Raw genomic sequence first — 19,528 nt, 5'->3', positions numbered from 1 at the left:
TCACATCTGCCTCACGGAGACCTGCTCCGTTGAGGCCCCTTTTCCATTTCCGTGCTGGGAATTCTTCCCGCATGGGTGGAATTCCTCCGCACTGCCTGGAGGAACTCACCATGTTGCGCTTCACAGGAACTGAACTTCATGCTGTCTTGACTGAAGCGGCCGTCATCGGCTGCAGAGTCGTCTTGGTCAAAGACCACGGTGTCTACCTCATGTCTGAGTTCGGTGAAAGCAAATCCGACGGAGGTAGCCGCAAACACATTGCCTATGCCATGGGCTGCAACCCTGACGTCGACGACTTCGACACCTGGTGGAATCGCGCAAGCAGTGAATTCGGCGGCGACGATTTTGCTGAGTACTTCGACCTTGATGATCCCGTCCTGGAAAGCCTACGCGGCACCAGCGGATCGCTGGTAGTTGAGGCCGCATCCACCCACTTGTACATCGCTGCAGAGATTGCCCTCTCCGGGAAATCCTGAATGCTCTCGCAACACCCGCGATGTCCCGGGAAAGCACGAGCTAGTGCCTCTCTGGGATATCGCTCATTTCAATCTACGCCAACAGCAGCGAGCCTTTCATCTGGAAGTTTGGGATGGAAAGCCTTCGCTGGAAGCGGCTGGAAACTCGACCTTCGCGGTGCCCTGGCTTGGGCATTGACCCCACCGGCAAGAGCGTTTTAATGCCTAGACACGCCCAGTTCACAGTGTGAGTTGTAGCGATGGGACTTCCCCCAAGTTGTTCGTGAAGCCATCGCAGGATCAGCTCCCGGGAGGCACCAGTGTCCAGGAAGAACCGCTCCTTACCCGCCATTGTCCTGAGCCCAGGCGTATGGAAATTCATCGCTGAGGTTGGTACGGCTACTGACGCAGTCGAGCAATCAGGACAGCGCTTGCAAGCCGTATTGGGCATCGCTCTGGCTTCAGTAGATCACCACCTGCGCCAGTCGCTCGAGCTGCTGCTCGGTCATGCTTTCCAGAGCGACTCAAACTCATCGACGGCTGCCCCTCAGCTACTGGTAACTCACATCACGCCAAAAACCGGCCCTGTTTTTCTGCACATCAAGTTGCCACATGAGATCGGTTTGGACATCTCATCGGCCTGAACACCCACACTACCACTGTCCACTTACCCCACCGGGAACCCTTCCCGGCCGGGCAGCGTTCCCCTTTTTGACTGGAGAACGTCATGTCCGATATCTACCTGGACGTCACCAACAAGATTGTCAGTGCCCTAAGCCAAGGGGTCATCCCCTGGATCAAACCCTGGACCACTTCAGGCTCCAGTGCTGACGCACCTTTCCCCATTAACGCGATCACCCGGCGCCTCTACGCCGGCATCAACATTCCGCTGCTGTGGGCCGAAGCCCGCCTGCGCGGGTACCGCCAAGATCGCTGGCTCACCTACAACCAGGCTCGCAAAGCCGGTGGTCACATACGCAAGGGCGAACAATCGACCCTCGCGGTGCTGTACAAACCCATGAGCAAGGAAGCGCACGACGAAGACGGTCAGGTCGTCCTTGATGAGCAAGGTAACGTCAAGATGGTGCAGTTCGCTCTGCTACGGACCCATTGCCTGTTCAACATCGAGCAGACCGAGGGACTACCCAACGACGAGCAGCACCACGACGACGGTGAAGATCCGGTGATGTTCATCGAATATGCACCTGCGGAGCGACTGTTGGCCGCCAGCGGCGCACGTATCGAACATCGCTACGGGGATGACGCGTTCTATCTACCGATCCGGGATCTCATCCAATTGCCCACCAAGGCCCAGTTCGTGGACGTCGGCAGCTACTACGCAACCGCGTTACACGAACTGACGCACTGGTCGGGTCACCACGCTCGCCTCAACCGAGAAGGCATCACGGGCGGGCACGCGTTTGGCTCTGCAGCCTACGCCTTCGAGGAATTGGTCGCGGAGATGGGTGCAGCATTTCTCTGCGCCCTCACCGGCACGCAGGGCGAGTTGCGCCACGAGGAGTACCTGGCGTCCTGGTTGAAAATTCTCAAGGAAGACAAGCGGGCTATCTTCCGCGCCAGTGGGCTGGCCCGCGAAGCGTCCGAGTACCTCTTGGCGCTGCAGTTGGATCAGTCCCGCGAGACGACTGAACGTCTCACGTCGTGACTTTTCACTTCAAATACAAAGGCCCCTACCGGGGCCTTTGTTTTGCCTGCAACGCCGAGCATCTGTCGCTGCAATTGAGCACGCGATTACTGCACCCAGCTCTCGACGACATCCGAGCCGTGCTCCTGCTTCCACTGCTTGAGGATCTTGTGATTGCCGCCCTTGGTTTCGACGATCTCGCCGCTGTGGGGGTGCTTGTAGCGTTTGACCTCACGCGGCTTGCGCTGAGCGCCGGTGGCGGCGCTGGAGGTGGCTACGCTCACGCCCTTGGACGGGTCCAGAATGGTGATGACCTGGCGCAGGCTCATGCCGTACTCATCCAGCAGAGCCTTGAGCTTTTGTTCAAACTCGATTTCCTGCTTCAGGCCGGAATCGTTTTTCATCGCGTCCAGCTGTTGAAGTTGAGCAGCCAGTTGAGCTTCCAGTGCTTTGAATTCGGCAAGTTTGGACATGTGAAATCTTTCCTAGGGTTGGGGGCATGTGTGGTTATATTACCTGAGGCACAAGTACTAGCCGAGCGTGAATTGGCTCTTCAGCTAACTTTTCATCCTTCAATATGTGCACATATCTATGTGACTAATCAGTCCGGCAAGAACTGGCAAAGGTGGCCCACTAGTTCACGAGGTGCAGCACTGTTGCCGATTTTGAAAAGCATATCGCGCTGACTACGTGGCAGCTGTTTCGCACAGCGCTTGGCTGTTGATCGAATGGCAGCATCGGTCCCATGAATCCGGTCGGCCAGTAGCACGATTAAAATGGCATCGTTCAACGTCATCAGGCTACCTTCCCCCAAATAGTGCCGAACAGTCTACCTCCCGAAAAAAGGACAGGCCATTCCGATATCACAGGTAACCTGATGCGCCAGGCTTCGAATTTTCGCACTCGCGAAAAAGGCCAAGGCGGTAAAGGGTAACGGTGGCAATGGAAGGGGGCACAAGGGTAAGAGGCCTATCCGAAAAAGCAAAAGGACCTCCTAAATGCAAGGCAGGTACCGCGATGAAGCGCTGGTGGTTCAAACATCAAAAAGGCAATGCCGCGGAGCCCACGCTCGCTGCAGCGCCCGAGGGGTTTATCCTCCCGCTCCCCTCTGAATCCCTGCTCGGTGCCGACCACCGCAAAAAGCTGCTGGAGCGCATCTGGCAATACACAGCGCTCTCCGAGCCGCAGTTCAATCAGCTCTACCTCGACCCGATCCGCCGTTACGCCAGCTATGTACAGCAACTCCCTGCCAGCGAAAGCCACCACCATGCCTACCCGGGCGGCATGCTGGACCATGGACTAGAACTGGTGGCCTGCAGCCTGAAGCTGCGCCAGTCGTATCTGCTGCCCAGCGGTGCTGCCCCAGAAGACCAAGCCGCGCAGGCCGACGCCTGGAGCGCAGCGATTGCCTACGGCGCCCTGCTCCACGACATTGGCAAGATTGCCGTCGACCTGCAGGTGGAGTATCAGAATGGTGAGGTCTGGCACCCCTGGCACGGTCCATTGACCCAGCCCTACCGCTTTCGCTACATAGTCGGCCGCGACTACAAGCTTCACGGCGCCGCCACCGGGCTGCTGTACACACAAGTTTTGACATCCCGCCAGCTCGACTGGCTCAGCAGCTATCCAATCCTGTGGGGCCACCTACTGTTTCTGCTGACCAACCACTACGAGCATGCCGGTACCATCGGGGAAATAGTGCTGCAAGCTGACCGGGTCTCCACCGCGCAGAATATCGGCGCCAACCCCACCAAGGCCCTGCTGGCCCCCAAAAACTCGTTGCAGCATCACCTGCTCACGGGCCTGCGTCACCTGGTCAAAAACGAGTTCAAATTCAACCAGCCCGGCGCGTCCGGCTGGCTCACCGAAGACCATCTGTGGCTGGTCAGCAAGATCGCCACCGACAAACTGCGCGCCCACCTGTTGGCTCAGGCAGTGGATGGCATCCCCTCCTCCAATATCGCCCTGTTCGATGAGTTGCAGTCCCATGGATTGGTGGATGCAACACCCGAAGGCAAAGCGGTATGGCGCGCGACCGTCGCAGACGATAACTGGCAACAGCGCTTTACCTTTCTTCGTCTGCAGCCAAGTCTTATCTGGGCCGATGACCCTCGGCCAGACTGCTTTAGGGGCAAGGTAGAGCCGATAACAGACGGTTCCCTGCCGACCGGTGAAACCTGCGAGTCTGCTTTGGATCTACCGCAACCAACGCCGGAAGGGAAGCAGCCCGTACCCGAGCACCCGAACCAGGATTTTGACTATCTCGACGATTTGCTGGACATGTTGCAAGTGCCAAGCGAGCTGGATACTGGATCAAGTACGGGAAGCCTTCAATCCGCCGCTGCGGCCCCCCAGGAAGCCGCGGGGCTTGCCTTTCTTGAGTGGCTGCGCGACGGAATCCATACTCATCGCTTGGTGGTCAACGACAGCAAGGCCAAGGTTCACACAGTGAATGGAATGCTCTTCTTAGTCACCCCTGGTATTTTCCAGCTGTACATCACTGAGCATCCGGAGAGCGCCAATGGCCACGGAATGAAAAAAGATTGGCGGAGCATTCAACGCCATTTTGAAAAAATGGGCATCCATCTAAAACTGCCAAATGGGCGAAACATCTGGACCTGCAGTGTCCAAGGTCCGCGCAAAACCAGTTTACTCAACGGCTATCTGATTCGAAACGTCAATATAATTTGTAGCACCCCTCCAGCCAGCAACAAATTCCTCACACTGCATCCAGTGCAAGTTCAGTCAAATGAACACCACCGCCTTAAATAACCGCCGCTGGGTAGTGCGTCACGAAAGGGGCAAATCCATCTCTTCCGTGACGACATGCTAGTTAAGGAATGGCTCAACCGGAACCACCACACCAAACTTCTCCAACTGCATGAACTTCGCACCCAAAATCTCCGCAGGAATTTTCCGCTGCAAAAGCCCAAAGAAATTTTCGTCGTGAGTAGAAATAATAACTTGCTTATCGAACTGGAGGCAGATGCTCCGTAACAGATCGATGGTCGAGAGAATATTGATGGAGTCCATTGATTGAATAGGATCATCAATCATAACGACATCGATCGGATTCCCATGATCATCCTTGGCGTGAAGCGCGCTGGCCAAAAACACACTAAGACTGAGGATATTTGACTGAGCAGCACTGAAATACAGAATTGGCGAAATTAAAATTCCGTTCTCGTCACTCACGACAATATTCAATCCGGGGCTAGAAGACTCAAAATCCGGTTTGAACTCCACCTTTTTGAATGAGGGGTGTGGGTCAATCTTCCTGTAGATAGTATTTATAAGATCTTCGTAAAAGAAATTTTTAATCAATGTCTTCAGTTGCTCGATAACAGACTCCCGCTCTGCACACAGAAGCGCGTCCACCTGATTACGCTGATCTAGCCGCAATTCCAGATCAGCCAACTCACTTTGAAGGGATAAGCGCTTGAGGTAGGGTTTGAAGGAAGTCATCAGTTCCAAAAGCAGCTTGAAACTGTTTTCCGTGGATTCAAGTTGCTCGGAGCGCACGCGACGGGCTTGCAGCTCGCTATTAATCAGCGCTTGGACTTGATCTAAACTTTCCTGCAAGTGAACAACGACGAAGGTAGCAAGACTTTCATAGAACGCGTTAATAGCGGACTGAGCGCGTGCCAACTGCAGATCGACCCCTTCCTTCTGAGATCGAAGTTGAGCAAAATTCACCCATGTGCCATCGGACACCATCTTTTGCTGGAGTGCAGTGCACTGAGCTGCAAGCTCATTAACTTCGGCCTTGGCGCTAGCAAGTTGCGCTTCAGCTTTACTCTTCTCGGATTGGCAGTGCTCAGACAACTGGGCTGAACTGACACCATTATTGACCAGATACTTAGAGACCAATTGGTAAGATGTTTGCGACTTGAGGGTACCGGCTTCAGTTGTAAGCGCCTGCAAATCGGCATCAATTTGTGAAATTCTACGAGTAAGCTGTGAAATTTCTTCAGACAACTCAGCTTGACGATTCACAAATCCGGAGCGCTTGACAGAAAGCTGAGCAATTTCGGCGTGGGCACGGGTTATAAGCTCATCTTGGGTGAGACTCCACACAATTTTATCAAGGATATTGAATCTATCTTCTAAGGCACGCTTCTCCACCTCTAGATCAGACTTGTCTCGATCAATGAGCTCCAGCCTTGCACTCAATTCTTTGATTTTTCCGCGAAGATCAGCCAAATGCTGGCCATGTGCCTCTTCCGCAATTCGCGTGATAGATTTTACTTCTTCCAGCAGATTCTTACGACGTGCTTCGGACTGTGCGAGCAGGTCCGCGTTTTCCTGGCTCAGCCGCGACAGCAACGTCTGAGACCTAACTTTCTCTCTGAGTTTTTCTGCATCGTAGTGGGTTGCGCTACATAGCGGGCAGATATTGGACGGCCATGCACTAAGGTAGTCCAGGCCGGTTGAGATCAAACGTTCGTGCACGCCCATCTGGTCAGCCAAGGCTGTCTGAGTTGCGTGCACAGTTTTGTCATGGAGGTCAATGGATTCCAACTCACCAAAACACTTGGTCAAGCGCTCAATTTTGTCCTGACCTAGATATTTAGCACCTTCAGCTGTAGACAGAATAAAGTTATCAGTAAGTTTGAAACCAGAGATCTGTTTCAGATCGAGTTGAAGGTGCTCCAACTTTGCTGCATCCAGGCGAGCCGCAACTTCTTTTTCAGCCATTTGCTGAGTGATCACGTCAATGCGCGCGCGATTGGATTTTAGCTCAGCATATACCGGTCCAGCATTATCAATAGAGTTCCTTAGAAAGGCAGAGCGATCATCAGCCGCCTTGAGGTCCTGGTTAATATCATCTAAGGATTTTGCTAATCCCGAAAGTTCTGCGGCATGGCCTGGACGGCTCTCTCCCAGTATCAGTTGGCGTTTAGCGATATCATTGAGGCGTGACTCAGACTGGAAGAACCCAACAGAATGATTAATTACACTAGCAATATCCGCGGAACGCTGACTTGCTGCCTGAACATCACTTGAACTTTGTTCATGAGCACTCAGAAGTTCTTCATAGCGATCAGCATCTTTTACGCCATGATCAAGCCGGCCAGAAATCGCCTTTTGGCCAATGATGAATTGGCTGTGGAGTTCAATCTCAGGGAGTTTTATCAGTCTATCTGTAAGAGCTTCAATCGACCGAATATTTGCTTCGCGCTCTACGCTCAATTCATGCTGCCGGGATACAAGATGCGCACTCAACGCATGCTCTGTTTGAGCGGAAAAATTCTCGTCCGCCAACGCGATGTTTTCACCAGCAGCATTGAGTTGTGTGGCCACCGCATTGAAACCATCAAAGATGGAGAGATCAACAGGCTGATTGAGCTCAGCAATAATATCCTCGCGCTGCAAATCCAAAGCCTGAAGCTCAACTCGGTTGTCTTGGATGAGTACCGTTAATTCCTTACGTACTTTCTCAGTCTCCCCACCGAAGCTTTCCATAAACTTCGTGTAGCGTTCTTGCGGCTTCGCCTCTCGAAGAAACCTGTCGATCTCATCTTGGCTCAAGATGACGCGCCGAAAATATTCGTTCTCGCGACCTCTTTCTCCAAAACGTAAGTCACGCCCGTTTGCACGTATTCTCCCAAACTCTCGCGCAAAAGGAAGTGGAAGTGTTGTTGAAACAACCACCCGAGTTTTAATTTCGTCGTCATCGATATATTTGTTTCGGAGGATCTCCTGTCCTTTGCCTGCATCCTTAGTCGCGCGCGCAGCACCCTCATAATTAGCTCTATTGTAGTCTCCACCTAAACGCTCCAAATGATTCGTGACCGCCCATTCGACTGCATCATAAAACGAGCTTTTACCGAATCCATTAGGAGCAAATATCGCCACGAAATTAGAGGGCAGATCATCGGAATTTGTGAAATCAAATGTGCCTTCTGACTTTAGTTTATAAGCGCGAAACGCCTCAATTTCAACTTTTTTAATTTTCATTTTTCTTCAGAGATTCTATGATTTCGTTAATCATTGACGCGCGTTTTTCCTTGGACTCCGTCTTTTGATCTAACGGCGCGCCACGTACGAACTTCTCCAGTGACAGTAACGGCTCCCGGGATTCCGCAACACGGGGATCCAGCGTTAAGTCTGCCCCTAAGAGCTGCTCTTCCAAATGATCAGTCAATTGCTCAAGGGTTGGCCATTTAGAAAGCCCATCGATTATTATTTTCCGAGAAGCATATTTGTTATTCTCGATCTGGTATTTATCCCAAATCGGCACAGTGCCAATCGTCACAAAAGCGATATAGACGTTCCAGGCAGCAAGATTCCCGGGAGGTTGGTGGTGGACCGATACAAGATTTTGGATTACACGCCAGTTTCTCACGATAGCTGACGGCTCATGACACAAGCAGGCAATACACGAAATATAGGATAACGCATCATCAGACCGAAACATATGAAATGCCATGCCATCGAACTCGGCGGCGAGAAAATCGAAATTGCAATCTTTAATTAATAATTTCATCCAGATTCTTCCTGAGCTCCAGCAACTGAATATTCCCTGGAGCCAAATTTCGGTACTCATCCTCTCTTTCGATGACGCAGCTGTTGCGCAACCCCTCAAGATGAGTCAGCTTATAACTAGTATAAATCTCACTCTCAACTTCATCGATAGAAAATGGCTTACCTGGGACGACTGCTATGTTGCCAATAACATTCTTAAGCATGAAATCTTTAGGAACAGGCTTTGCGGCAATATCAGGCGAGGCGACTACGAGGGTGCCATCTTTGTCGAGTAATTTACGAGCTATCTTAAGAATCTCATCCAATCGGCGAAGCCAGTTGGTGGAGTCGGCGGTGTACAACAGACGACGCTTCTTATCAATTCCACTGATGTAGCTATTATCTGCACTTCCAGTACCGTCCATTATTGCGGATATCACAACAAATTCCAGATATGCAACCCACAACTCCCGGGCTTCCAGCACGCTGGATTCTCCTGAATCTAGCAATAACTGGGTATCATAGCGCGTCATGATTTCGTAGGGTGGAGGCATTCCGCCCTTGATCAATGAATCTGCAAAAGCAAGCAATGCAGATTTTAAGTTCTGAACATTAATTGGATCATACACATTAAACGCGAAAATCCGATCTCGCATCCTCGAAAAGCACTCCAGATGTGGAGGAACCATTGGCGCACTAGAATGAAGGGTGAGGAGTTGATTGTAACGAGCGAGCCCATGACACTCGACGCGACCATACTGGTGATCCAGACAAGTGGCCTCCATTTCAAACTCCACGCCCACCAGATACGGACAATCATCATCAATGTGGTAAACGCCCCCCCCAGACATCCCCTGAATGACCTCCTTACTCGGAATTCCCGCCAGTTCCAAGGTTATAAGGTCATTGACCACGCTGGCTGCTTGGCCAGTCCGATGCTTGATTGGTGTTGCACTAGCCCTTTCCGCGTTTGGAAGACCCACAAAAGTAAGATTGGCCATGGGAGGCAAGTTAGCAGCAGTCCAAGATTTTTGAGATAGTCCTGCCTGATGTGCGATTTTTAATATTGCACAATCTAAAGGTTCCTGCTGGCCCACCTTGGGAAAAACCATGACCCCCAGCACTTCAATGGCGTTCTGATTATGATCGGTCACCACGTTTTTAGCGGGTTCCTCAAACACCGTGTGCCTAGCCGTGAGCACGTAGGAAAACTCCAGCGTCATGGCATTCATCAAAACACCGCTTCCGCCGTTAACCATCACGCAGTACGACTGCATAATTTCCGAAACTGTTTTATTAGTATCTAATTTCATCTTCGAGCACTTCTAGACGAGAAGAGTATTCTTCAATCTCATGAGCCAGCAGCAAAGGGGCAACCACATGATGATAATTGAAATACACTTTACCCTGCGTATACTTGATAATTCTGGCCACCGTCCTTTTATTAGGAAGACCATGCCTAGACCCATCAGTAGATACGATGTAAATCGGCGAATACAGCAATCCCAACAAATCACTACTGGTATTGTATTGACTTCCATGATGCGACAGCTTAACAAGATCCAGTTGAATCTTATTGGTTTCGCTGTAGCCACTAGCCCGCAAGCTTTCGCACACTACGCCATCGTGTGCATCACCCAGAAAAAGCATACGCCGGTCATCAGCTTCGAGTATGAATGCTATAGAGCTGCCGTTGCAAACAGAGGTATCAGATTGAAATTTATCGTCTGACCAGATATCTTGAAGCGTTAAATGATAGTCAGTTTCGTGCGCCGATGTCTTTCCAGCATCCACTTCAGGGGGCCATACATGCAACAGTTTTTCAAGCTGTTTCCTGCCAGGCGATAACACCTTGAGTGTGAAGGGGCCCGTTTGATGTGTCTGCCCTTCCATAATAATGGGAGCCCGAGAACAGCCCATCTTATCAAGCAATTCCTCAAGATCTTTCCCTTGCTTGACTGTTGTTTGCGGATCATCGTCAAGCAGCTCAATGTTATTTTCGGGTATTTCAGGCACGTCAAAATGGCGTGTAATCAATCGCGAAGAGTTAAACCAAATGGACTTGACCATATCGCCTAGATAACCTGGCTTCTCAAAGGCTTTGATGAGCCCATTGATATGATCGTCATCAATGTGGGTGAGAATCGCGAGATCGATGCGCTGCCCTTTGGCTTTCAGCTCATCAAGGGAGTTGCATAGCGCTCCGGCATAACGCTGCCGGGGCCCATGCCTGAAGGTGGTAGACGTGCCGCCATCTATCAGCAGATTGAACACCCCGCCAGGCCCCTCATGGCTGACCAGGATGCAGTCTCCATGCCTCGCTTTGAGAACGCGGACAACGATAGCCATCAAAACTCCCTGCCAGGCTGTCAAAATGACAGTAGCATAGGCGGTGCGCGGAAAACTTCCAAGGCTGGACAGATCATTACAAAGTTGCCCCCTCCTCCCCGCGTTTGCTCCAGCGCTAGGGATACGGCTCCGTATGTGAGGCGAATCGGATGGACATGTAGCACTTCCTCGACGCAGTTATCGATCGGTATTTCCGCAGTTAGAAATACTGACCTAATCTCAAAGCCGCGACGTTGCGCATTTAGTGTAACGACTACCGCACACCGATCAGTGGTTTCAATACTTCATCAACGTTGCCAGGGATCACGACACAGCATGGTCAGACCGAACAAAACCATCCAGGTCAGGAACGGCAGCTTCAGCTTGAGCGCGAAATCACCGGCTAGGCCGATGATCGCCACGAAGTACACGGCGATCCCCGGGAAGATCTCGATCAGGGTGAACAGCACACCACTTGATCAACACCACCCAGACCCAGCGACAGAATCCCGAGTACGACTTCGACATGCCCTGCATGCCGAAATGGGCGTTGAATAGTTTCTTCAGGGGTAGAGCGGGCTGGTGCCGCCGTAGACCATACCGATAGTGACGGTCAGCATTGCGAGGCGGGCGGGCTGTCGGCTTGGGTGAGGGTTTCAACTGTTGCGATCTGGCTCACGGGTAGCGTCTCGTTCATCTCGAGTGCGGGTGGGAGCGGAAAAAACGGCGCTAGAATCCGCACACGGCGTAAAGCTAGGGAGAAAGGAAGCGTAAAGAATTCAGCCTTTGTGGAGCCACTCTGGGGCCTCCCATCTTTCCAGATGGCATGACCAGCCCCAGGCGATCAACCTACCCCTGTGGGGTAGCGGCCGGCGCTTCATGGCTGTCGTCAGCCGAGTCCAGACGAAGATCCAGAAGATAGTGGTAAATATGGACAGACGAGCCGTTCACCGGCCGCGTCTCCCGGTAGCCCCTCAAATGAGGATGCTCTTTATCCAGCGTGAGGGTACCCCGACTGTCAAACCCAGCATAAATGGTTTCATTGACCCACCGCTCGTACTCAGAACACAAACACCGGAAGTCGCCGGTCGAGTAGACGACAATGGCAATAGAGGTAACCCCCAACGAGTTGTATCCTGCGACCTTGTTAAGATGGTCTTCGACAGTCTTGCGCTCAAAACGGCGCAGGCGGAAGGCCTCGACAATCGAAATGCAATTCGTGCCTACGTAGATGCCTCCATCAATTTCCCCTACTCCTTTTTTCGAGGCAGAACTGCCCACCCTCGCTTGGTCTTTCACCGTCCAGCTCAAGTAATCCAAACGATGGCCCAGCAGCGAAGTCAACCAGTCATTGATCATGTTTTCCTGGTCTATCGACATTGGTGCGTTACCGTCCGTGGGGCGGTACAAGTTGTTCTTTCGCGTCAGAAGCTCCTGGGCCACTCCGTACAGATTGTTTGCAAGGAAAGCTTCCAAAGTATCGCCCTGCCCTGCCTGACCAAACACCAGGCTTTGCTCGAGCGGTGGCAATGCGCGGATTTCCTGCCACATGACCCTTGCCTGCGTGTGGTTGGGCTTGATGTACAGGTCAATCACATAAGGAGAACGTTTCAAGCGCAAGGCGTTGTTCTTGCTGAGATCCCTTTCCAGCGCTTCGAATGCCTGCTTCTGCTCGGCAGGTAGTTCGATATGCAGCTTTTCGACCTCATGTAAATACGTCAGCGCCTCCTCCACCCGCCCTTGTTCTTGAAGGTACGCACAACGGACATGCGTAAGCTCGCATGACAACAGAAAGCGCTCCGGCACTTCACACCAGAGACAATCAAACTCTTGCCACTGCTTGCATTCCAACAGCAACCCCAGTGCCTCCTCGAAATCCAAGACACCCACGTGCTGCGACTCAACAGCTTGATAGACCTCGCGCCACTGCACATAGCGTTGCCAGCTCTCGCTACCTACCTTGTTCACCCCCTCTCGTTCTGCGAGGGCACGACTCGCCTTGAGCCTTCCTGTCGCATAGGCGATCTGCCGCAGCTCCTTCAGCAGGGCATCGAACAGGTAGAACGCACGCTGGGCATCGACCCTTAGATAACAGTTCGCCTTTAACTGCCGGGCATACCGAGAGACCTCATCACTGACCTCCGTTGTGGCGTCGAGGAACGCGTCTAGCTTGGCAATCCGTTCCTTATCGTTGAGGGCCACGTCGTCGGCAATCGCTTTAAGCGCAATCAACTCGTCCAGCGGCTCAAATGAGACAGAGGAATGGCTGCGCTTACAGGAAGCGCCATACTTCACCAGACGCTGTGCAAGCTTTAACTGGCCGGCGTTGGCCGCCATCACTGCCACACGGGAAATCTCTGGAATCCAGACAATCCTTTCAGCCTCGAAGTCCAGCGTGGCCAACTGCACGAGAATACGCGACTTTCTTGCAGACGATCGCGTCGCCTCATACAGCTCAAGCCACCCGCCAAGGGGCGTTGGCCGCTCCTGCAGTACACCGAGGAACTTCGTGAAGTCATCCTCCGTGAACACGTTGCTTGCCTGGCACACCCGCGCCCAAAGCTGGACCTTGCTGTGACCAACACTATCGTTGAAGACTTCGAATACCCCCGCCAAGCGATCGGCGGCAAATCCAAAATCCTGAATCAAGCACAGCAAGGCATCGAAAACATCTTTCTTGCATTTAAGTTCAGTATCGACGACAAGCCGTAGTAAAAAACGCAAATGAGTCCTTACCGCGCCAAATAGCCCCCTGTGACTTTCTTCAGTGGCCCCAGTGTCATGTGCGAGTAGATCATCAAAGGCATGAATCACTCTCCGACGCAGGCGCTCATTGCAACAGCGCAGCAGCCCACTCCAGTCAAAGCTGTCGAACACGGAACCGTCATCCATGCCGATACAAGCGCTAGTGAAGCGCTGCTTCAGATGCCTCAGGTAGTCCTTTGCCAATACCGTGGCAACCTGTTCGACACCCGCTTTTTTGCGCGCATCGCTACCTGTGTACCCCTCTGACAACACCTCGATGCACCAGAACGAAAACATCCACTCAGCAACTGGTAGCTCGTCATATCCTCCCACCAGTCGCTTGCGCCTGGCCACCAAAAAATCAGCAGCCAGATGGCAATGGTCTTTGAACAGACGCGAGGCCCTGCCGTCTTCAGGTCCACGATACTCCATACGCTCGACTGCCTGCTTCAAGCCCGCCAGCAGCCCCTTGCCCTCGGCATGAGATGCGGTCTCACGCTCCGCCATCCAGGCGAACACCTCGGCGATCGCCAGTACGGTGTCCATGGCCACCTCGGCGTCAATCGGCTCATCGTGGTCGATGGCATAAACCTCCAGGGCCTGGGCGAATACCAGTTGCTGCCACGCCCTGTCGTAGTCGTAACGGTCTGACAATCGCTGAGAGCCACGGTGCAACCACTCATGGATCTGGATTAATCCGATGTGACTGGTCGCCCTGTTGCGCAACAGAAAGCACGCATATCGTGAAGAGTGAATTTTCCTGAACAGTATCTCTGCCAGATGCGGCGCCTGTGTCGAGTGCTGCAACAAAAGGCGCGTGTAAGGAAAACTGTCGCGCCGTGCACCCTCTTCGCATTCATACTTCACGATGCCTGCCACGAGATGATGAGTCGTTTCGTAGTCGTAATAGTTCCTCGCCTCTTTCCACCACTGGAAACAATCAAAAACACGCTCGTTCGGCAGGCGCCGATAACACTCGATCACGTCGTCCAGTTGGGACAACTCCAGTGCTGGGCAATAGGCCTCCTGCACGCTCGCAACGGAGCCGGTAAGCACCTCATCTGAATCCCGCCGTGCAGGTCGCACGATGGCATTCATGCCATTCGCGGACAACGCGATATCCGCTGCGCATTGCTCCCAAGTGTCCTGCAGGGAGTCATCAGCCATCACGTACTGAAATGCACAGGCTAGAAAATCCTCGCGCGCATGTGCGGAGCGGAATTTCAGGTGAAAAACATACGGCCGCCCGCAAGCCAGCACCATTTTTAACCACCATTCCTCGAACGCAACCTCCGGCTTCGCCCTTGAGGCCCTCAACTGCTCCCACAGCAGCGTGCCGACCCCGACAAGGTCTTCATCCTCGAAGGAAATCTTGTACCCACCGTGTGACGCAGACAACTTGTGGCATGCTTGCAGGTGGCCCACTTCGGTGACAAAGCACTCATCGACGCGCACATGCGGCGCCACCCATCCGTCGCCACCGTGTTTGATGTCATAAAGAGAAGCCACTGTCGCAAGCTGTTGCTTCAGCTTTTGCGGCATGTCGTCGGCGACGGGAACCGGCCTGACCACCTCCAGCAGCCCACTTTTGAAGGTCACCACACGCTGCTGCTCAAGTTCGGCCAGCGGCACAGGGTCTTTCAACGGCTGCCAGCCCTCCTCGTCATGCAACCAGGTCGCCTGTCCTTGCAAAAGGCCGAGCACCGTGGCGCGGTTCAGTACGCGAGGATAAACAGTGCCGGCCTCCAGCAACCCAGCGATATAGCCATGCAGGGGTGTGACGACGTCGGGGGCGCCCCGGTTCGGACGTTCGTAAAAGTCGATCTTTTTCTCGAGATCTTGAATGAGACGAGCCGTATCCACCCCATGCTTCCTTACACCACTGAAATAGCCGGTCACGCTACCACTCCAGGGGGCAGGGGCGCATTTGAATTTCGTGCGCGCAGCTAGATGAAGGAATCTTCTTCTGCCCGTAAGTCCCCTGGTCACCGGCTGGGCGCCGAATCGCCAGGGTTAGCGTCTTCCTCGTGCCTTGAGAGGCGTGGCGGGGTTGCATAGCATCGCGGTCCCTTAGGCCGCTATTCCCCACGAGAGAGCCGGCGCTGGCGCAACAAAGACAGTTACTTGTATCACCGCTTAAGGCGGCGGAAGATCGCCAGGGCTCACCGCTCAGCGAGACTGAGCTGCTAGAGTTCCGAGATAAGGCACCGCCTCAGCAGTGCCTTAGCGCCGCCTTTGCGTTTAAAAAAGCGGGGGTATGAAGACATCGTGCCAGAAGAGTGCGGCCGGGAAATGACTAGGCGCTGCGTACCATCTCCTGTGGGACGAAAGCTGTCGGTAAGGGCCAAGCATATCTCCCACCTGCGCCGTTTGCGACAAACAGCCCCCGTCCTGACGGGCGTCATGAGGCTCGCATTAAAGCAACACGTCCACCAGAATCCGCAGAAGACCAGAGGAAGCCGAACAAAAAATGGGGGACCAGATGGGGGACCAAAAGCGGCTAAATACAAAAAAGCCCCGAATAATCAGGGCTTTAATGAGAATTGGTGGCGGAAGCGTAGGGATTCGAAGTCTCTCGACTACAACGCCTGATTTGGCCTTAGTGAGTGTCCGCTATCGACCCATAGCTGACATACGTGATGGCAGCTACCACCACGAAACAATGTTGGCGCGAAATGATTATGCCTACCAGCCGCCCCAGTCAGATCTCCGGCTAAACTTTGGATCGGTCTGGGAGCGAGACGCTGGGTGTGGGCGTGGCCCGCCGTTCACCGTAGTTTGCCGACGCGTCCCCTTTGCTTCGTACCTGCAAGGACGTTGACTATGCAAACTGCACAAACAGGCTTTTGCGCAGCTCTCCTGATCTTGTCGCTCAACGCACCACTGGCTCAAGCCGCCGAACAATCCCAGCCAAGCGCGTCTCAGCTCACTCAACCCAGCAACGACGTGCTTATGCATCCGGAATACGTGAAAACCATCGCACGCATGGCCTACCTTTGGGGCTGGCCGATGGTCAATATGATCAACCGCTACGAGCGCATCACAAAAGCACCTCACCCGGGGCTGCTGGGCGGCATCCTGCCGGCGGCGCCGCGCGGCCAGTTGGGCATGCTGCACGACTACATCACCCCTGCCGAAACCTTTGTCACCTGCCCCAACCAGGATGTGGTGTACGGCCTTGGCTTCTTCTCCCTGGACGACGAGCCCGTGATTGCCCAGGTGCCAGACTTCGGCGAGCGCTTCTGGGTGTACGCCATGTACGACCAACGTACCGATCAGTTCGGTGAACTGGGTAAGCCCTATGCCAGCAAGCCAGGTTTCTACCTGCTGGTGGGGCCAAACTGGCAAGGCGAAAAGCCCGACGGCGTGGAGGCGCTCATCCGCAGCCCCACGGCACTGGCCAACACCATACCGCGCGTGTTCATGGACGACACTGATGCCGACCGCGCAGCCGTCCAACAACAACTCAACCAGATCGTCTTCTACCCGCTCAAGGACTTTGACGGCAAGATGAAGACGATCGACTGGAAGCAAGCTCCCGACATCCCGGTACCCAATGCAGACACCGCCAGCCAGGGCGAAACCAAGTGGGTCATTCCGGAAAAATTCTTCGATCAACTCCCGCAGGTGCTCGACACCGTCGCGCCGATGCCAGGGGAAGAAACCCTGTATGCCCAGTTCCGCCAACTCATGGCCATTGCCGCAAAAGACCCGGCCATCAAGAAACTGCTGGTCGAGGAAGCCAAGCTGGCCGACAAGGAGCTGATCGCGCCCTTCTTCCAGTGGAAACATAATGGCCGCCCAGCGGGCAATGGCTGGAACCGCTCGACCAACAATGCCCAATGGGGCGTGGACTATTTCAACCGCGCCGGCACCGCCAAGTCGAACATGTTCGACAACCGCCCCAACGAAACCCAGTACTTCTACACCGACTTCGATGGCAACGGTGCTCAGCTCAATGGCGCTCACAGCTACGAGGTCACCTTCGCCAAAGGTGAAGAACCACCGGTACAAGGCTTCTGGTCGCTGACGCTGTACAACCAACATCACCTATTCAGCGCCAATGCGCACAATCGCTACTCTCTGGGTACCAAGAACAAAGACCTCAAGCGCAATGCTGATGGCTCACTGACGATCTACATCGGCCCGGCATCCCCGGGCAAAGACAAAGAAAACAACTGGCTGCCTTCACCCAAGGAGCCTATCTCGCTGTATATCCGCGCCTACTGGGGCAAGGCGCCGATCCTGGACGCCAGCTGGAAGCCGCCGGTGATCAAGAAGATCAAGTGAACGTCCCGTTGCAATTCCAACCATTGCTCAGGAGGCTGTTCGATGCGTTCCATGCAACGAGTCTTTACCCTGTCCACCCTGGCGGCTGCGCTGGCCATCCTGCCGATGGCACAGGCGCAGGACCAAGCGCCGGCCTCGCCGCTAATCCAGCAAATCAACAACGGCAACTGGCTTGAGCCCAAAGAAGCCGAAAGCCTGCGTGACGAGCTGTATTACCAGCGAGCAATCCATGCCTACATGACCATGCTGCCGGCGCTTAACACCATCGGCATGAAAGACGGTTCGGAAAAAGCCTTCGGCGCCGGGTACAACGTGTTGCCGATCTGGAAGCAACGCATGGACGCTCGGACCATGGTGCCCACGCCGAACGCCGACGTGATCTACTCCATGAGCTACCTGGACCTAAAGCAGACGGGGCCATTGGTGGTGAAGGCGCCCGCCAATGTCATTGGCATGTTCACCGACTTCTTCCAGCGCACGCTGACCGATGTAGGCGCCGTGGGCCCCGACCGCGCACGCGGCGGCCTCTATCTCCTGCTGCCTCCGGATTACAATGGGCCCGTGCCGGGCGGCTACTTCGCGGTCAAGTCGCGCACGTACAACGTGTTCCTGTTCTTCCGCACCGTCATGGCTAAAGGCGATGGCAAGCCTGACCCGGTACCGGCGGTGGCAAGCGCCGAAACCACGCGCGTCTACCCGCTGTTTACGGTCGAGAAGGACGTCAAGCCGATGCAGTTCCCCGACGCCAGTGGCAAGGCGCTGAACATGATGTACCCGGTCGATAACACTTACTGGACCAAGCTCAAGGCCTTCGTCGACTATGAGCCGGTCGAAGCTATCGACCCCGAACTGCGCGGAGTGCTGGCCTCGATCGGCATCATCAAGGGTGAGCCTTTCAAACCGACGGCCAGGCAGGACGAGCTGCTGAAGAAGGCTGTGGAAACCGCGCCGAAGATGATCCTTGCCAACCGCCAACTAGGCCGTGAGGACAAGCGCAACCTCTATTACGCTGACCGCCAGTACGAAAATACCTGGGCTGGCGGCACCAACGACTGGATGCAGGACAGTTACCTAGATGTCAGTCAGCGCGCAAACTTCTTCCAGTTCGCCTATTCGTCGGCGCCGGCCATGGTGATGCACACCACCGGGGCCGGTTCAAAGTACCCATTTACCGGGCGCGACAAGGACGGTAAGTTCCTGGACGGCGCTAGTACCTACAAACTCCGCCTGCCGCCGAACCCTCCCGCGGCGTTGTTCTGGGCAGTGACCGCGTACAACATCACCGACGGCACCATGCCCGAAACGAAGCAACTGTTGCCCTCCACCAACGGCTACTACGACATACCAAAACAGGCGGACGGTTCGCTGGAAATCTGGTTTGGCCCTGAGAAACCGACCGACGTAGCGGATGCAGCATTTATCCAGACCATACCGGGCCGCAACTTTCTCGTAGCACTGCGTTTGTACGGAAGCGAAGACGCCTTTTACGACCAGACTTGGAAACCAGATGACGTGGTGAAGGTCAAGTAATCCCTAAGCTAAGCTGGCGATCTGAGCTGTCCGCCAGCTAATCAATCCAACGGCAGCTATGGGTCGA

General features: G+C 54.1%; 14 protein-coding genes. 6 read left to right on the top strand and 8 right to left on the bottom strand.

All coding sequences use genetic code 11. From position 1 onward, the window contains the following. Positions 1–110: 110 nt before the first annotated feature. The 3 genes from KW568_RS13160 (at position 111) to KW568_RS13150 (ending at position 2,121) form a co-directional block, all read left to right on the top strand. A complete protein-coding gene (locus KW568_RS13160) occupies positions 111–476 on the top strand; it encodes a DUF3085 domain-containing protein (protein WP_063425444.1) in 366 nt (121 codons plus the stop codon). Between the two features lie 299 nt (positions 477–775). Next, on the top strand, positions 776–1,099 hold the full coding sequence (locus KW568_RS13155; RefSeq protein ID WP_063425442.1) for a hypothetical protein: 324 nt from the start codon (positions 776–778) through the stop codon (positions 1,097–1,099). 83 nt (positions 1,100–1,182) lie between these two features. Then, positions 1,183–2,121: an ArdC family protein gene (locus KW568_RS13150; RefSeq protein WP_179027775.1), complete on the top strand. Its 939-nt coding sequence runs from the start codon at positions 1,183–1,185 to the stop codon at positions 2,119–2,121. Between the two features lie 86 nt (positions 2,122–2,207). On the opposite strand, the gene KW568_RS13145 is transcribed toward KW568_RS13150, so the two are convergent. After that, positions 2,208–2,573, bottom strand: coding sequence for a histone-like nucleoid-structuring protein, MvaT/MvaU family (locus KW568_RS13145; RefSeq protein WP_063425438.1), 366 nt, complete (start codon positions 2,571–2,573; stop codon positions 2,208–2,210). Positions 2,574–2,701: 128 nt separating this feature from the next. Next, positions 2,702–2,896 (bottom strand): hypothetical protein, encoded by a 195-nt coding sequence (locus KW568_RS13140; RefSeq protein ID WP_081238047.1) that lies wholly within the window; start codon positions 2,894–2,896, stop codon positions 2,702–2,704. 221 nt (positions 2,897–3,117) lie between these two features. On the opposite strand from KW568_RS13140, the gene mobH reads away from it, so the two are divergent. Next, entirely contained in the window at positions 3,118–4,872 is a 1,755-nt protein-coding gene (gene mobH, locus KW568_RS13135; protein ID WP_259538641.1) for a MobH family relaxase, read from the top strand. 57 nt (positions 4,873–4,929) lie between these two features. Here the strand turns inward: mobH and KW568_RS13130 are convergent, their stop codons facing one another. The 6 genes from KW568_RS13130 to KW568_RS13105 form a co-directional block, all read right to left on the bottom strand. Continuing rightward, the gene (locus KW568_RS13130; protein ID WP_179027777.1) at positions 4,930–8,061 is read right to left on the bottom strand and encodes an AAA family ATPase; all 3,132 of its coding nucleotides are present in this window, start codon (positions 8,059–8,061) and stop codon (positions 4,930–4,932) included. Next, on the bottom strand, positions 8,051–8,590 hold the full coding sequence (locus KW568_RS13125; RefSeq protein WP_063425432.1) for a hypothetical protein: 540 nt from the start codon (positions 8,588–8,590) through the stop codon (positions 8,051–8,053). Before KW568_RS13125 ends, KW568_RS13130 begins: the two co-directional genes overlap by 11 nt. Further along, positions 8,574–9,881, bottom strand: coding sequence for an ABC-three component system protein (locus KW568_RS13120; RefSeq protein WP_232876971.1), 1,308 nt, complete (start codon positions 9,879–9,881; stop codon positions 8,574–8,576). Before KW568_RS13120 ends, KW568_RS13125 begins: the two co-directional genes overlap by 17 nt. Beyond that, a complete protein-coding gene (locus tag KW568_RS13115; protein ID WP_063425428.1) occupies positions 9,865–10,917 on the bottom strand; it encodes a ComEC/Rec2 family competence protein in 1,053 nt (350 codons plus the stop codon). The genes KW568_RS13120 and KW568_RS13115 overlap by 17 nt, the downstream gene beginning before the upstream one ends. Positions 10,918–11,204: 287 nt before the next feature. After that, on the bottom strand, positions 11,205–11,366 hold the full coding sequence (locus tag KW568_RS13110) for a hypothetical protein (RefSeq protein ID WP_155737851.1): 162 nt from the start codon (positions 11,364–11,366) through the stop codon (positions 11,205–11,207). Between the two features lie 379 nt (positions 11,367–11,745). Continuing rightward, complete coding sequence (locus tag KW568_RS13105; protein WP_179027779.1) at positions 11,746–15,540, bottom strand: hypothetical protein; 3,795 nt, start codon at positions 15,538–15,540, stop codon at positions 11,746–11,748. A gap of 924 nt (positions 15,541–16,464) precedes the next feature. On the opposite strand from KW568_RS13105, the gene KW568_RS13100 reads away from it, so the two are divergent. Next, positions 16,465–17,931: a DUF1254 domain-containing protein gene (locus KW568_RS13100; protein WP_012272651.1), complete on the top strand. Its 1,467-nt coding sequence runs from the start codon at positions 16,465–16,467 to the stop codon at positions 17,929–17,931. Between the two features lie 42 nt (positions 17,932–17,973). Beyond that, a complete protein-coding gene (locus KW568_RS13095) occupies positions 17,974–19,461 on the top strand; it encodes a DUF1254 domain-containing protein (RefSeq protein WP_012272652.1) in 1,488 nt (495 codons plus the stop codon). Positions 19,462–19,528 lie beyond the last annotated feature (67 nt).

This window comes from Pseudomonas sp. HD6515 (assembly GCF_024971855.1).
GTDB lineage: Bacteria > Pseudomonadota > Gammaproteobacteria > Pseudomonadales > Pseudomonadaceae > Aquipseudomonas > Aquipseudomonas alloputida.
Note: the sequence above shows the minus strand (reverse complement) of the source record. Positions and strands in the feature narration are given on the sequence as shown.

Coding starts and splice junctions, on each gene's coding strand:
- KW568_RS13160 (WP_063425444.1), top strand. CDS start 111: ATGTTGCGCTTCACAGGAACTGAACTTCATGCTGTCTTGACTGAAGCG.
- KW568_RS13150 (WP_179027775.1), top strand. CDS start 1,183: ATGTCCGATATCTACCTGGACGTCACCAACAAGATTGTCAGTGCCCTA.
- KW568_RS13145 (WP_063425438.1), bottom strand. CDS start 2,573: ATGTCCAAACTTGCCGAATTCAAAGCACTGGAAGCTCAACTGGCTGCT.
- KW568_RS13140 (WP_081238047.1), bottom strand. CDS start 2,896: ATGACGTTGAACGATGCCATTTTAATCGTGCTACTGGCCGACCGGATT.
- mobH (WP_259538641.1), top strand. CDS start 3,118: ATGAAGCGCTGGTGGTTCAAACATCAAAAAGGCAATGCCGCGGAGCCC.
- KW568_RS13130 (WP_179027777.1), bottom strand. CDS start 8,061: ATGAAAATTAAAAAAGTTGAAATTGAGGCGTTTCGCGCTTATAAACTA.
- KW568_RS13125 (WP_063425432.1), bottom strand. CDS start 8,590: ATGAAATTATTAATTAAAGATTGCAATTTCGATTTTCTCGCCGCCGAG.
- KW568_RS13120 (WP_232876971.1), bottom strand. CDS start 9,881: ATGAAATTAGATACTAATAAAACAGTTTCGGAAATTATGCAGTCGTAC.
- KW568_RS13115 (WP_063425428.1), bottom strand. CDS start 10,917: ATGGCTATCGTTGTCCGCGTTCTCAAAGCGAGGCATGGAGACTGCATC.
- KW568_RS13100 (WP_012272651.1), top strand. CDS start 16,465: ATGCAAACTGCACAAACAGGCTTTTGCGCAGCTCTCCTGATCTTGTCG.
- KW568_RS13095 (WP_012272652.1), top strand. CDS start 17,974: ATGCGTTCCATGCAACGAGTCTTTACCCTGTCCACCCTGGCGGCTGCG.